The sequence below is a fragment of the Rhodobacteraceae bacterium D3-12 genome (assembly GCA_025916135.1).
Classification (GTDB): Bacteria; Pseudomonadota; Alphaproteobacteria; order Rhodobacterales; family Rhodobacteraceae; genus JAKGBX01.
Map to the genome: position 1 here is coordinate 663,918 of CP104793.1, position 14,870 is coordinate 678,787.

Sequence of the window (14,870 nt, forward strand, 5' to 3'; positions counted from 1 at the left end):
TTTATGGACCTGAGAGTTGATGCCCTGTCGCATTGGTATGGCGAGCTGGAAGTTTTGCGCGATATCAATGTGAACATCCCGCAAGGCGAGATCGTCTGTGTGATCGGGCCGTCGGGCTGTGGCAAGTCGACCTTGCTCCGCCTGTTGGGCGGGTTGGAGCAGCCAACCAAGGGTCAGGTCATGCAAGTGGGAGAGCCGCCTGTCGGCTCTCTCACCCCCTGACATATGTGTTTCAGGATTTCGCGCTGCTGCCGTGGCGCAGTGTCGAAGACAATGTTTCGCTGGTGCTGGAACGGCACAAGTTGAGCAAGACCGAGAAAGAAGAGCGGATCGCCGATGTTCTGGCGCGCACGCGGCTGTCGGATTTCCGCAAGGCGGTGCCCAAGCAGCTTTCGGGTGGGATGAAGCAGCGGGTCGCGATTGCGCGGGCGCTGGCGGTGAACCCGGCTGTGTTGCTGATGGACGAGCCTCTGTCGGCGCTGGACAGTCAGACGCGCGAATTGCTGATGGATGATCTGATTGATCTGTGGACTCGCGAGCGGTTCACGTCGTGTTATATTACGCACAATCTGGCCGAGGCCGTGCGGCTGGGTCACAAGGTTGTGGTGTTGTCGCGCCGCCCCGGTGTGGTGCGCGAGATTGTTGAGATCGACATACCGCTGGCCGAGCGCAAGATGTCGGACCCCAAGATTGCCGAGATCCAGCAGAGCCTGTGGGACATGATGCGCGAAGAGGCGCAGAGCGCCGATCTTGAGCTGACCGAATAAAGACCCGTCTGCCCGCATGGGCGACCAAAACCAAGAATGAGGAGGCCGGATATGGCCGATGTGACGATGCACGCCAAAACGCCAGAGGCGCGCCCCGCGAGCGAGACCACCGAGCGTCCGGTTCATTTTCGCGGCGGCGGGTTCAAAACCGAGCCCCGCCGATTTATCGGGCTGTTTGTCTTTTTGGGCCTGCTGATTATCTGGGAGACCGGATCGCGGTTGGGGATTATCTCAGAGCTGGTATTGCCCGCGCCGAGCGAGGCGTTTGGCGCGTTCATGGATTTGGTCCGCTCGGGCAATTTGCAAAAGCATCTGAGCGCGTCGCTGCAGCGCTTGGTGATCGGGTTTTCCGCCGGGACCATTTTGGGGCTGATCGTGGGGACCGCGATTGGGCTGAATTCTATCGCGCGGGCGGGGATTGCGCCGCTGGTGTCGGCGATTTTTCCGATCCCGAAAATCGCGCTGTTGCCGCTGTTCATCATCTGGTTCGGCATTGGTGAGGGGTCAAAAGTGGCCACCATCCTGTTTGGCTGTTTCTTTCCCACGGTGATCGCCACCTATGGCGGGATTGATTCAGTTGATCGCACGTTGATCCGCATGGGCCAGAGCTTTGGCCTGTCGCGCTGGGAAATCGTGCGCAAGATTGTGTTGCCTGCGGCGCTGCCTGCGATCCTGTCGGGGATGCGGATTTCGGCGTCGATTGCGATTATCCTGTTGGTCGCGGCCGAGATGATCGGGGCGGAATATGGCATCGGGGCCTATGTGCTGTTGGCCGGGAACCTGATGTCGACGGACCAATTGATTGCCGGTGTGATGATCCTGTCTGTCATGGGCTTGATCGTGAGCTGGCTGATCTCGCGCGCGGAGCGTGCTTTCCTGAGCTGGAGAAACTAAATGCCACAGAATAACGAGACTTATGACGTCGTCATCGCTGGCGGCGGTGCCGGAGGTGTGGGCGCAGCGATTGGTGCGGCACAGGCGGGGGCGAAGGTGGCCTTGGTCGAGAAATACGGCTTCCTCGGGGGGGCGGCGACCAATGCTCAGGTGCTGGCCTATTGCGGGTTTTTCCATCAGGGCGACACGCCGGTGAAGGCGGTTGGCGGCGCGGGTGAGCAATTGCTTGATGAGATGCGCAAGCTGGGCGTGGAATGCGCGCCCTATCATTCACCGACGACGCATAACTGGATTGTGCTGCTTGACCCGGAGCGTTTGAAGGTGGCGTTGGACCGGTTGTTGGCGGCGCATGGGATTGACGTCATGTTGCATTCGCGGGTCGCGGCGGCGACGCGGACGGGGGATGCGGTTGAGCGGGTCACCGTGGCCGGCATGGACGGGCGGTTTCATATCACTGCGGGCGGCTATGTCGATGCGAGCGGTGACGCCAATCTGGCGTTGGTGGCCGGGGTGCCGATGCGGTTTGGCGACGGCGAAGGGCGCTTGCAAGCTTATACAATGCCGATGCGCGTGGGTGGTCTTGCGCCCGATACCAAGATCGAGCGCGCGCGGATGTGTGCGGCGGTAGAGCAGTTCAACGCGCAGAGTGAATTCAAGATCAACCGGACCGATGGTGGGATTTACACACGCGTCCCGTCATCGAGCGATTTCTGGTGGCTGGTCATCGACCGCGAGATGCCGGACTTGTCATGGCGCAGCTTTACGCGTGCCGAGCAGAGCGCACGCGAGATGGGGCTGCGCATGGTTGAGGTGTTGCGCGACAGCGTGCACGGGTTTGAGAGTGCTTGGCTGGCGCAGACCGGGCCACAGATCGGGGTGCGCGAGACGCGCCATCCGGCGGCGCGCTATGAGGTGCGCCATGCAGATGTGGTGGCCGGGCGGTTGCATGCCGATGGGGTGGCGCGGGCGGCTTGGCCGATCGAGCTTCATTCGGAAGCCGGGAAGCCAATTTATGAGCATGTCGGCGGCGCGGGGTATTACCACATCCCGCTTGATGCGTTGCGCGCGCAGGGGTTGGAGAACCTTTGGTATGCCGGACGGGTGATCGGGGCGGACCCGATGGCCTATGGCTCGACCCGGGTGATGGGCACGGCGTTTGCCAGTGGCGAGGCGGCGGGTGTTGGCGCGGCGTTGACGGCGAAAGCCGGGATCGCGCCGAGCGCGGACGCGGTGCGCGCGGTGTTGGAGGCGCATGGGGCGTTGATTTGACGTTGACGTAACACGCATGCGCGATGCAGCGGCCCCTAGGGCCGCCGCGCATCGCCGACCCGTCCCATGGGGCGGCGATTTGGTGAGGGAATGCGATGCCGTGAAGTCGCACGCATTTGGCGGGGATAAAGCGCGACTCGGCGACGTTGGGTCGCCGCCCCCGGGTCGGGGATGCGCGAGTCCACCGAGGCGGACCCGCGTAAGGTTACTCCGCTGGTTCGCGCAGGGTTTCTTCGGTTAACCGGCTGATGGCGTTTTCGATCATGCGCAGTCCTGCATCCTGCCCCAGAGACATGATGGATTCCGGGTGGAATTGCACCGCCGCCACCGGCAGGGATGTGTGTTCCAGCCCCATGACGATGCCATCGGCGGTCACGGCGTTGACGCGAAGGTCGGACGGCAGGCTGTCGCGCGTGGCGTAGAGCGAGTGGTACCGCCCGACGGTCACTTTCTCTCCCAAACCGGCAAAGATATGGCCGGGGTATTCGACGGTAAGCTGTGCCGGTTTGCCGTGCACCGGATCGTCGAGTTGGGCCAGCGATGCTCCGAAAAATTCGGCAATCGCTTGCAGCCCCAAGCAGACGCCGAAAATGGGCAGCCCGCGGTCAAGCGCGGCTTGGATGGTGTTGGAGCAATCGAAATCCTGCGGGCGACCGGGGCCGGGGGACATCATCACAAGGTCAGGTTTGAAGCTGTCGAACACCTCTGCCGCGACGGGGGTTCGGGTGGTGAGCACCTCGGCCCCGGTTTGCCGGACATAGTTGGCCAGCGTGTGCACGAAGCTGTCCTCGTGATCGACCAGAAGCACGCGTTTGTCGGTGCCGACCGGCACGCGCCAGCCGTCGCCGTTTCCGGCATTGGTGCGCACGTCGCCGCGAATGGCGGCGCGCATGGCCGAGGCTTTGAGTTCGGTTTCCGCCTCTTCATCATCGGGATCGGAGTCGTTGAGCAGAGTGGCTCCGGCGCGGACTTCGGCGACGCCGTTCTTGATGCGAATGGTGCGCAGGGTGAGGCCGGTGTTCATGTCGCCGTCAAAGCCCACGGCCCCAATCGCGCCGCCATACCAGAAGCGGGTCGATTTCTCGTGGTTTTCGATAAAGCGCATCGCCCAGAGTTTGGGCGCGCCCGTCACCGTCACGGCCCAAGCGTGAGAGAGGAAGGCGTCAAATGCGTCCATGCCTTCGCGCAGGCGGCCTTCGATGTGGTCAACCGTGTGGATCAGGCGCGAATACATCTCGATCTGGCGTCGCCCGATGAGGCGCACGGAGCCGGGATCGCAGACGCGCGATTTGTCGTTGCGGTCGACATCGGTGCACATGGTCAGCTCGCTCTCGTCCTTTTCGGAGTTGAGCAGCTTGAGAATCTGGGCGCTGTCTTCGATTGCGTCGGCGCCGCGGGCGATGGTGCCGGAGATAGGGCAGGTTTCGACCCGCCGACCCGTCACGCGCACGAACATTTCCGGGCTGGCCCCGACGAGGAATTCCTTGTCTCCGAGGTTCATGAGGAAGCCGAAGGGCGCGGGGTTGATGACTTTGAGCCGTCGGAAGATTGCGGCGGGGCTGTCCGCGCAGGGCTCGTAGAACACCTGACCCGGCACGACCTCGAACAGGTCGCCACGGCGGAAGCTATGTTTCGCGGCGCGGACGAGCTCGGCGTATTCGCCGGGGTTGTGATCGCCGCGCGTGACTTCGGCGTCCGAAAGCTCAAACGCATCGGGTGCGGTGCCGCGAGCGAGGCCTTCTGTCGAGAGATCGCCCTTGGAAAACTCGTAGGAGTAAGTATGGGCGCGGGTTGAATAGTGGTCGGTGACCAAGAGTTCGTCGATCAGGAACAAGACGAGGTCACGCTGATCCGCCGGGCGTTCGAGTTTGAGTTCGATCGGTTCGAATTGGAAGGCGAGGTCATAGCCGAAGGCGCCGTAAAGGCCGAGGTGGTGATCCTCGTCGCTTTTGAACAGGGCCATGATCGCGCGCAATACCGAAAAGACAGACGGCGCGCGGGAGCGTTCTTCCTCGTTATAAACGCGTTCAGGGGCGCGCAGGGTCAGGGAGATTTCGTCCGGGGCGACGGTGAGGCTGGCAATCTCGGGCAGGTCAGCAAGTGCGGGCTGGATGATCGACAAAAGCACCTGACCACGCGCGTTGAGCGCACGCAGGCGCATGTCGCGGCCCCGGCTCTGGATCATCAGGGGCGGCTCGGCGAAGCCGAACTCCCAGCGGTTATAGCGACCGGGGTATTCGTAATTCGAGCTGAACAGCGCGCCAAGGTGGCTGTCGAGCCGGTCGATCAGGGCTTCGGAAGAGGTTTTGAATTCGGCGTCGTGGACCTGTCGCGTGACGGTGACGCCACCATCGGTGACGAAAGTTTGGTTGATCATGATTTTGCTAACATCTCTCGGGAGGGGCTGTGAGGCCCGGGCATCGTGGAAAAGGGGCAGGCGACCCGGTCACGTAAGTGACGGGTTCAGTATGTTTGGCCTCGCCATCGATGAATCATCATGTGCTTTTCCAAAGTTCGAGCGCATCTATGGCGGCTTAGCCATAGTTTCCGGGGAGTGTTATGCGGTGCCATTCAGAGAATCGCAATGGTTTCATGCGCGTTTGTTAAATTTCGCTGATTGGGGGCGCATTCAATTCGGGACTTGAATGTTTCATAAAATGAAGTATATCGCGGTTCATTGCCTGAAGCGAGAGACCTTGTGATGTCTGAAACCGTTACCATCCGCGATGGAATTCCATCGGACCTCCCTGCGGAGCTGAGCGTTTTGCTGGGGGTTCACCTGCTCTATTGGACAATCAATGAGGTGTTCGAAGGGGCAAGCGCAGCGCCTGCTCTGTCCAAGAATGAGCGTAAAGTAATTGTTCACCTCGCTGTGCCACGTCGTATGGGCGAGCTGGCGGCGGATATGCAGGTTTTGCCATCGACGGTAACGTTGATCGCAGACGAATTGGAAGAAAAAGGCATGCTCCAACGCGAACGGGATCCACAGGATCGCCGCGCTTGGCAGCTTTGCCTGACGCGCAAGGGCATGGAGACGCGCCAAGAGACGTTGCGCGAAGCGACAGACGTTTTTCGAGAGGTCACGGGGCTTTCAAAAAGCGAAACCGAGATCGTTGCCGACCTTATGCAGAAGGTTGCAAAGAACATCCGGGCAGGTGGGCTGCCAGAAGGAGTGACAGCATGTTGATGACTTACCCGCGCGTTGTGGCGCTTGTTTCCGCGATTTTTTTGGCTTTTCCCGTCGGGGCGCAGGAGCTGTTGAAGCCTGTGAAGCTTATCGTGGCACAAAACGGTGGCACCGAGGTGACGCGCCAGTTTTACGGCTCGGTCGTGGCGCGCCAGACTGTTGATCTTGCGTTTCAGGTGGGGGGACAGTTGCAGAGCATTCCGGTGATCGAAGGGGTGACGGTCAAGCAGGGTGAGCTTGTGGCGCAGCTTGATCTTGAAAGCTTTGAGCTCGCTCTCAAACAGGCGAAATTGCAGAAAGAGCAGGCGGATCGGACTTTGGCGCGGTTGAAGCGGTTGTCCGGCTCGACCGTAAGTCAGGTGAGCATTGATGATGCGGCGACGGCGGCGGCGCTGGCCGATGTGGCGGTGAAGAACGCAGAGTTCGCGCTGAACCATGCCACGTTATACGCGCCGTTTGATGCATTGGTCGCGGCGCGCGATGTGGCGAATTACACGACGATCGCGGCGGGGACCCCGGTGGTGCGGTTGCACGACATGTCGGAAATTCGCATCGAGGTGGATATCCCGGAAGTGTTGTTCCTGCGGGCCGATGCCGCGCCGGATGTAGAGTTGCATGCCAAGTTTCCGTCCTCGGACAAGATTTTTCCGGCGCAATTGCGCGAGTTCAACGCCGAAACGTCGAAGGTTGGGCAATCATATCGCGTGACGTTGGGCATGACCCCGCCAAAGGGCGTGCGGATTTTGCCGGGCGCATCGGCCACGGTGATCGCAACGATCAAGGGGGAGCATAAGGACGCGATCCTTTTGCCCAAGACAGCCGTTTTCGTCGATGCGGCGGGCAAGCCGAGCGTCTTGGTCTTTGCACCGAAAGGCGCGAGCGAAGGCACCCTGAGCAAGCGCAATGTCACAGTGGCACAGGCGCCGGAGGGCGGCATTCTCGTTGTGTCGGGGCTTGAGCCGGGATTGGAGATCGTGGCCGCTGGTGGTGCGGCGCTTGAGGATGGGCAAAAGGTCCGCCGTTTTGCCGGTTTCGGAAACTGAGGGTGCGGCCATGAACATTGCAAAAGCTTCTATCGAAAAACCGCTGCTGACGTGGCTGGTCATTCTCGGCGCATTGCTGGGCGGTTTATGGGGGTTTTCGTCGCTTGGGCGGCTGGAGGACCCGGCGTTTACCATCAAACAGGTGGTGATTTCGACGCAATACCCGGGCGCGACCGCCGAGCAGGTGGCAACGGAGGTGAGCGAGCCGCTGGAATCCGCCATTCAAAAATTGGGCGAAGTCGAGCGCATTACCTCGGTCAACCAGCCGGGGTCGTCCTTGATCACGGTCGAGGTCTATTCGACGTTTGACGGGAGTGAACTTCCGCCGATCTGGACCAAGTTGCGCAACCGGGTATCAGACGCGGCGCGCAGCCTGCCCGAAGGAACGAGCGAGCCCTATGTGAACGACGCGTTCGGGGATGTGTTCGGGATATATTATGCGGTGACAGCCGAAGGATTTTCGGACGCAGAAAAACACCAGCTCGCCACGTTTTTGCGGCGCGAATTGCTGACCGTTGACGGGGTTGCGGATGTCGAGGTCAAGGGGCTGCCGGCCGAGGCGATCTTTGTTGAACCGGACATGTCTTTGGCGGTTAACCTTGGCCTGCCGCCGCAAGCCATCATCAGCGCGCTGGCGACGGCGGATTCGGTGGTTGCTGCGGGGTCTGTACGCGGGGCGGACGGGGTGCGGACCAACATTCAGGCGCCCAAGGGCACGGGCTCGGTCGAGGCGCTGGCGTCTTTGACCATCGGGGCGAGTGGAGAGGTCGTCAACCTGTTCGATATCGCCCGAGTTTACCGCGCGCGCCAAGAGGTGCCCGACCTGATGGTGCGGTTTAACGGCCATGACGCATTCACGCTGGGTGTTGCGGGGCTTTCGACCGAGAATATTGTCGAAGTGGGGCGCAGGGCCGATGCGCGGCTGGCCGAGTTGGACACCAAGATTCCGCATGGGGTCAAGCTGTCGCCGATTTACCAGCAGCACGTGGTGGTTGATGAAGCATCGAGCGCGTTCTTGGTAAACCTTGCCCTGTCGGTTGGCATCGTGGTGGTTGTTTTGGCGATCTTCATGGGCTGGCGTGCGGCGATTGTCGTGGGGGCAACGCTTTTGCTGACCGTGGTGGGCACGCTGTTCTTCATGGCGTTGTTTTCGATCGAGATGGAGCGGATTTCGCTGGGGGCGTTGATCATCGCGATGGGGATGTTGGTGGACAACGCCATCGTGGTGGCGGAGGGCATGCAGATTTCCATGCGCCGCGGCAAAGACAGCCGCAGTGCTGCGGATGATGCGGCGGCTAAGACGCAGATCCCCTTGCTAGGGGCGACGGTGATCGGGATCATGGCGTTTGCCGGGATCGGCCTGTCGCCGGATGCGACGGGCGAGTTCCTGTTTTCGCTGTTTGCGGTGATCGGCATTTCGCTGTTGTTGTCTTGGGTTCTGGCGCTGACCGTGACGCCGCTGTTGGGGCATTACCTGTTCAAGAGGGGCACGGCGGGCGAAGATGATGCCTATGGCGGATGGATGTTTCGCGCCTATGGCTGGTCATTGAAATGGGCGTTGAAGCTGCGGTGGCTGGTTGTTGTCGGGCTGATTGCCGTGACGGTGGTGTGTTTCGCGGGCTTTGGCCTGATGAAGCAATCGTTCTTTCCCGACAGCAACACGCCGATGTTCTTTGTGCATTACAAGCTGCCGCAAGGCACCGATATTCACACAACCTCGGATGATCTGCGCAAGATGGAAGCGTGGCTGGAGAAGCGCGAAGAGGTGCAATCCGTCGCGACATTTGTCGGGCAGGGGGCGTCGCGTTTCATGCTGACCTATTCAGCGGAAAAGGCGAACCCGAGCTATGGCCATCTGATTATTCAGACCGAGCGACTGGAGCAAATCCCGCCGCTGCGCGAGGAGCTGGAAGCCTGGGCGCGCGCGTCGTTCCCGCAGGGCGAGTTCCGCAGTAAGCGGCTTGCCTTTGGCCCCGGTGGCGGCGCGTCGATCCAGGTGCGTCTGTCCGGGCAGGGCCCGGATGTGCTGCGCCAGCTGTCCGAGAAGATACAGCAGACGTTGAAGGCGAGTTCCGACAACCTTGTCGACATCCGCACGGATTGGCGCGAGCAGGAGCTTGTCCTTGCGCCGGTCTATGCGACCGAGCGCGCGCAGACCGCCGGGATCAGCCGCGAGGATGTGGCGCAGGCGCTGCTACTGGCGACCGATGGTGTCACCGCGGGCGTGTTCCGCGAGGGCGAGCGGCAAATCCCGATCATTGCGCGTCTGTCCCGCGAAAAAGCGCTGGGATTGTCCGATCAGGTGGTGTTTTCCGCGACGAGCGGCAGCGTTCTTCCGATCGAACAGGTGACGGACGGGTTGGAGTATCGCGTGCAAAACACGCTGGTGCATCGTCGCGACCGGGTGCCGACCCTGACCATCGAGGCGGATATTCCAGCGGATATGACCGCGGCGCAGGTGCAGGCCGAGATTCAGGCTGCGGTCGAGGCGTTCGAGCTTCCGGTCGGGTATCAGATGGAATGGGGCGGCGAATACGAAAGCTCGAGCAAGGCGCAGGCCGCGCTGGGGGCGCAGATCCCGATTTCCGTGCTGATCATGGTGCTGATTTCGATCCTGTTGTTCAACGCGTTGCGCCAGCCGCTGATTATCTGGCTGTTGGTTCCGATGTCGGTGAACGGCGTGGTGATTGCCCTGTTGGCGTCGGATGTGGCGTTTTCCTTTACTGCGCTTTTGGGGCTGTTGTCGCTCTCGGGGATGCTGATCAAAAACGGGATCGTTCTGGTTGAGGAAATCGACCTTGTCCGCGCCGAGGGTGTCCCATTGAGGAAGGCGATTGTTGAGGCGTCGACCTCGCGGTTGCGGCCGGTGATGTTGGCGGCAGTGACGACGATCCTTGGCATGGCGCCTTTGTTGACGGATGCGTTTTTCGTGTCGATGGCGATCACCATCATGGGCGGCTTGGCTTTTGCGTCGATCCTGACGCTGGTGGCGGCGCCGGTGCTGTATGATCTGTTCTTCTCGCGCGAGGAGGCACGCCGCCTGCGCGAGGCGGGGGCAGCCGTGGCCAATTAAAGCGGCAAGCCCCGCGCGGGCGGGGCTTTTGCCTGATCCTTATGCTTTGCTTTGGTCGGGGCGCAGCGTGAGCGGCGCGCGTGAGCGGGTGTTCCCGGCGGTGGCGGTTTTGCCAAGCAGGGTCACGAGTTGCTTCTTTTCGTCATCATCAAGGCCGATGAGGATGTCGTCCTGAAGCGCGCGCACAGTCGGGCCGATATGATCCAGCAGCGCGTCGCCTTTCGGGGTGATCGCAAGGGCGCGCGCACGTCTGTCGGTTTTGGACTGTTGTCGCAGGATCAGAGATTTCGCCGCGAGGCGATCAACCACGCCGCCGATTGTGGCCTTGTCATAGGCGATTGCCCGCGCGAGGCTGGCTTGGTCGATGCCGGGGTTTTCGCGAATCATGGTGAGCGCGGCGAATTGCACCGGTGTGATCTCGGCCTCGATTTCGGCCATACGGTCGGCGAAAATTGCCACTGAAATCTGGTTGAGGCGGCGGATCAGGTGCCCGGCCATAGTATGGATTTCGCTCACGTTTTGCCTCCGGTTGTGGTTGGCAGAAGAATAGCGTTTGGTAAGCATGCTTGCAAATTTGACCGCGATAATAATGGTATGTATACATACTATGGGCTTGGCGGGTGAGAGCCGGCTCGGGTGGATGACATGGGAGAGGGTGACATGGGAGAAACGCTGGGCACATTGGAAGAGCTGCCGCAGGGGTATCGCGACGACATGGCAAGCGCGGGGGTCGCCCCGCTTTGGCCGATGATGCGCAATGTGTTGCCGCATGGCGCGCCGCAGCCGCAGACGATTGCAGGCTATTGGAACTATGATAAAATCCGCCCGCTTTTGCTTCGCGCAGGCGAGCTTACACCGCTAGAAAAGGCAGAGCGCAGGGTGCTGGTTTTAAGCGATCCGGGGCGCGGGGTGGGGGCGATGCAGGCGACCGCGTCGATTTACCTTGGGCTGCAATTGTTGCTGCCCGGCGAAACGGCCCCGGCCCATGTTCACACCCCGAGCGCCGTTCGGATTGTGGTGGAAGGCAAGGGGGCTTATACGGTCGTTGACGGTGAAAAGCTGCCTATGGAAGAGGGCGATCTGGTGCTGACGCCCGGCGGGGAATGGCACGATCATGGCCATGATGGCGATGAGCCGGTGATTTGGCTCGATGCGCTCGATCTGCCGCTGTTTTACTATCTTGAAGGCTCTTATGCGACCGAAGGTCCGCTTCAGGCGCAACGCAATCGGCCCGATGCGAGCGAGGTTGAGTATCTGAGCGCCGGGCTGGCTCCGACGCGGCGCAATGGGGGCGGCGTGCGGCGGTATCCGATGATGCGCTATCCTTGGGTGCGCACGGAGGCGGCGCTACGTGCGATGCTGGCCCATGGCGGGGATGAGATTGCCGAGCTCGACTATGTGAACCCCGAGACCGGAGCGGATATTTTGCCGACAATGGGGTTCACCGCGATGCTGCTGCCCGCAGGTTGTCGTCATGCGCCCGATCTGCGGTCGTCTTCGGCGGCTTTTCATGTGGTCCGCGGGCGCGGGCGTACAACGATCAATGGCGAGGTGTTTGAATGGGGTCCGAAAGACACATTCAGCGCGCCGGTGTTCGCAGAGATCACCCATGAGGCCAGCGATGAGGCCTTTTTGGTGCGGGTGCATGACCGCCCGCTGCAGGAGAAACTTGGATATTATGAGGAACGCGCACGATGACGAGCTATCTTTTTGACGCACCAGAGGTGTTTGCCATTCCGGTGAAGGGCGAAAGCGCGGACTATCCCGTGCGGCGGATTTTTTGCGTCGGGCGCAATTATGCCGCGCATGCCGCCGAAATGGGGGGTGAGGTGGACCGCGAAGCGCCGTGGTATTTCACCAAGTCGGCCTGCCACGGGGTGCTGAGCGGGGCGACGCGACCTTACCCGCCGGGAACGGAGAATTATCATCACGAGATGGAGCTGGCCTTTGCTATTGGCAGGCCGGTGTTTCGGGCGACGCCCGAAGAGGCGGAGGCGGCGATCTACGCGTATGGCTGTGCGCTGGATATGACGCGGCGGGATCGTCAGCAGGATGGCAAGGATAAGCGGCGTCCGTGGGATCTTGGCAAAGATGTGGAAGGGTCAGCGGTGTTTGGCGACATGAGCCGTGCGGAGGAGTTTGGCCCCGTTGGCGCACAACGCATTCATCTTGAGGTGAATGGCGAGAGCCGGCAGGATGCCACATTGGAGGAGCTTGTCTGGAGCTGTGAAGAGGTGGTGATGCACCTGTCAAAGTTCTACCACCTTGCCCCCGGTGATGTGGTGATGACAGGCACGCCCGCAGGTGTAGGGCCGGTGGTGGCCGGCGACAAGATTACCGGCGGTGTGGATGGGCTTGCGCCGATTTCTCTGAATATCGATCCGGCTGAATAAAGTGAACTGAGCTATCGACGGGAGCGGAATTTTTCAAAAATTCCGGGGCGGTTTCTTTGAAAGAAACCGCTTGCGTTGCGTTGCTTGGAGGCGTGAGTGGTCATGCTTGCGGGGTAGTGGGGTCGCACTAAGGTAAGTATGCTTATTATTATTGACAATAAGTAGTAAGTATAGCTATTAACCGTGCAGACCAGACTGAGAGGAGCGATCATGCAATATTACGTTGATGGATTTCGCGGCGGCGACCCGGATATCAAGCAAGCGGCAGAGAAGCGGCGCGAAAGCGCGCCGTGGCGCTCCTTGCCTGACACGGTGGATGTTCTGATCGCGGGATGTGGTCCGGCGGGGTTATGTCTTGCAGCGCAGATGGCGCAGTTCCCCGAGATCGAGACGATGATCGTTGAGCCCAAGCCCGGACCGATCGAGAAGGGGCAAGCAGACGGTGTGAACACACGCACGATGGAGATGTTTCAGGCCTTCGGCTTTGGTGAGACCGTTAAGCGCGAAGCCTATTGGGTGAACCAGACGGCGTTCTGGATGCCGGACCCGAAGGCGCCCAATCATATCCGCCGCATTGGGCGGGTGCAGGATGTGCCAGAAGACAGTTCCGAGATGCCCCATACCTTGCTCAACCAAGCGCGAGTTCATGAGCTTTTCCTCAACGTGATGAAAAACGCGCCGACGCGGCTTGAGCCGGATTATGGCTGGGCTGTTCGCGATGTGGTGGTGGACCCGGAGGCGGACAGCCACCCGGTGAGCGTGACGCTTGAAAACACCGGAGTGAATGCGGGCGATACCAAGGTTGTGCGGGCCAATTATGTGGTTGGGTGTGACGGGGCGCGCTCCAACGTGCGGCGCGCAATTGGTGGCAAATTGCACGGCGATGCGGCGCATCAGGCCTGGGGGGTGATGGATGTTCTGGCGAATACCGATTTCCCTGATATCCGGCAGAAATGTCTTGTTGCCTCTGCCAGCGAGGGCAATGTTTTGATCCTGCCGCGCGAGGGGGGCTATCTGTTTCGAATGTATGTCGAGCTTGACAAGCTGAGTGCGGAGGAACGGGTTGCGAGCAAGAATTTCACCGCTCAGCATATGATTGATGCGGCGAACCGGATCATGACCCCCTATGCTCTTGATGTGAAAGAGGTTGTTTGGTGGTCGGTTTACGAGATTGGTCATCGCATGACCGACCGGTTTGACGACGTGCCCGAGGGAGAGGACCGGAACCCGCGGGTTTTTACCGCAGGCGATGCGTGTCACACCCACAGCCCCAAGGCGGGACAGGGTATGAATGTGTCCATGCAAGACACCTTTAACCTTGGATGGAAACTGGCGCATGTGTTGCAGGGGCGGGCGGATGCATCGTTGCTGCGCAGCTATTCCAAGGAACGCTGGGCCGAAGCAAAGCGGCTGGTGGACACGGATCACGAATGGGCGCGGATCATGAGCGCACCGCCGGGTGAATCCGAGCTTGATGGATCGGATATGCCACGGTTTCAGAAGCAGTTTATCGAGAACCTAGAGTTCACCGGTGGCTTGGCCGTGTGTTACGAGCCGTCGGCTTTGACCGGCACCGGAGAGCATCAGGCGTTGGCCACCGGGCAAGAGGTTGGTCGGCGGTTTCATTCTGCGCCGGTGGTTCGGGTGGCCGATGCGATGCAAATGCAATTGGGGCATGTGGCCGAGGCGGACGGGCGCTGGCGGATCTATGCCTTTGCCGGAAGCGAGGATGCCAAGGGTGTGCACAAGCTCGCCGAGTGGCTTGAGGCTGATGCGGCGTCGCCCGTGGTTCGATTTACCCGCGCGGGCGAGGACATTGACAGTGTGATCGATTTTCGCGCCGTCTTTCAGGCTCCTTTTGACGAGGTTGAATTGGATGGGATGCCGTCGTTGCTTAAGCCCAAGAAAGGCCCATTGGGCTTGCAGGATCACGAGAAGGTTTTCGGTCTAGATCACAAGGGGTTGGGTGACATTTACGAAATGCGCGGGATTGATCGGGGCAAAGGGTGCATGATCGTGGTGCGCCCGGATCAATATATTTCGCAGGTTCTGCCGCTTGATGCCTATGGCGCGTTGGCGACGTTCTTTGAGGGTATTCTGACGCCGGTGGGATGAGAAGGATGCGGCGGGGGTGGTCTGGTTCGGGCGCTCCTGCCCTTCCGGTCCGTCCCGGCCTGCTCCTTTCGAAGCCGATAATTTGAGCCAGGAAAGAAGGCGACAAAGAATCCTTGTCAGGAAATAGAT

10 protein-coding genes and 1 pseudogene are annotated in these 14,870 nt (G+C 60.6%); 9 read left to right on the forward strand and 2 right to left on the reverse strand.

All coding sequences use genetic code 11. The annotated features are described in order from the left end of the window. The first annotated feature begins 3 nt into the window (after positions 1 to 3). The 3 genes and pseudogenes from N4R57_03310 (at position 4) to N4R57_03320 (ending at position 2,930) form a co-directional block, all read left to right on the forward strand. Positions 4 to 767: pseudogene (locus N4R57_03310) on the forward strand (ABC transporter ATP-binding protein). 66 nt (positions 768 to 833) lie between these two features. Then, on the forward strand, positions 834 to 1,661 hold the full coding sequence (locus N4R57_03315; protein ID UYV39502.1) for an ABC transporter permease: 828 nt from the start codon (positions 834 to 836) through the stop codon (positions 1,659 to 1,661). Continuing rightward, positions 1,662 to 2,930 (forward strand): FAD-dependent oxidoreductase, encoded by a 1,269-nt coding sequence (locus N4R57_03320; GenBank protein UYV38137.1) that lies wholly within the window; start codon positions 1,662 to 1,664, stop codon positions 2,928 to 2,930. It begins immediately after the preceding gene. 205 nt (positions 2,931 to 3,135) lie between these two features. On the opposite strand, the gene N4R57_03325 is transcribed toward N4R57_03320, so the two are convergent. After that, positions 3,136 to 5,307: an anthranilate synthase gene (locus tag N4R57_03325; GenBank protein UYV38138.1), complete on the reverse strand. Its 2,172-nt coding sequence runs from the start codon at positions 5,305 to 5,307 to the stop codon at positions 3,136 to 3,138. A 324-nt stretch (positions 5,308 to 5,631) separates the two neighbouring features. Between N4R57_03325 and N4R57_03330 the strand changes: the two genes are divergently transcribed. From N4R57_03330 to N4R57_03340, 3 genes are read left to right on the forward strand one after another with little or no spacing between them, the layout of a single operon-like run. Next, a complete protein-coding gene (locus N4R57_03330; GenBank protein ID UYV38139.1) occupies positions 5,632 to 6,117 on the forward strand; it encodes a MarR family transcriptional regulator in 486 nt (161 codons plus the stop codon). Next, complete coding sequence (locus N4R57_03335; protein UYV38140.1) at positions 6,111 to 7,160, forward strand: efflux RND transporter periplasmic adaptor subunit; 1,050 nt, start codon at positions 6,111 to 6,113, stop codon at positions 7,158 to 7,160. Before N4R57_03330 ends, N4R57_03335 begins: the two co-directional genes overlap by 7 nt. A 10-nt stretch (positions 7,161 to 7,170) precedes the next feature. Next, complete coding sequence (locus tag N4R57_03340) at positions 7,171 to 10,233, forward strand: efflux RND transporter permease subunit (protein UYV38141.1); 3,063 nt, start codon at positions 7,171 to 7,173, stop codon at positions 10,231 to 10,233. Positions 10,234 to 10,272: 39 nt separating this feature from the next. Here the strand turns inward: N4R57_03340 and N4R57_03345 are convergent, their stop codons facing one another. Then, positions 10,273 to 10,749: a MarR family transcriptional regulator gene (locus N4R57_03345; protein ID UYV38142.1), complete on the reverse strand. Its 477-nt coding sequence runs from the start codon at positions 10,747 to 10,749 to the stop codon at positions 10,273 to 10,275. A gap of 144 nt (positions 10,750 to 10,893) precedes the next feature. Here N4R57_03345 and N4R57_03350 point away from each other — a divergent pair, with 144 nt between their 5' ends. The 3 genes from N4R57_03350 to N4R57_03360 all read left to right on the forward strand — a co-directional run bounded on the left by N4R57_03350 (position 10,894) and on the right by N4R57_03360 (position 14,741). Further along, complete coding sequence (locus N4R57_03350) at positions 10,894 to 11,931, forward strand: cupin domain-containing protein (GenBank protein ID UYV38143.1); 1,038 nt, start codon at positions 10,894 to 10,896, stop codon at positions 11,929 to 11,931. After that, positions 11,928 to 12,626 carry a fumarylacetoacetate hydrolase family protein gene (locus N4R57_03355; GenBank protein ID UYV38144.1) on the forward strand — a complete coding sequence of 233 codons (699 nt, stop codon included), beginning with the start codon at positions 11,928 to 11,930 and terminating at the stop codon, positions 12,624 to 12,626. Before N4R57_03350 ends, N4R57_03355 begins: the two co-directional genes overlap by 4 nt. A 210-nt stretch (positions 12,627 to 12,836) precedes the next feature. Further along, positions 12,837 to 14,741, forward strand: a complete 1,905-nt coding sequence (locus N4R57_03360; GenBank protein UYV38145.1) for an FAD-dependent monooxygenase — start codon at positions 12,837 to 12,839, stop codon at positions 14,739 to 14,741. Positions 14,742 to 14,870: the final 129 nt, after the last annotated feature.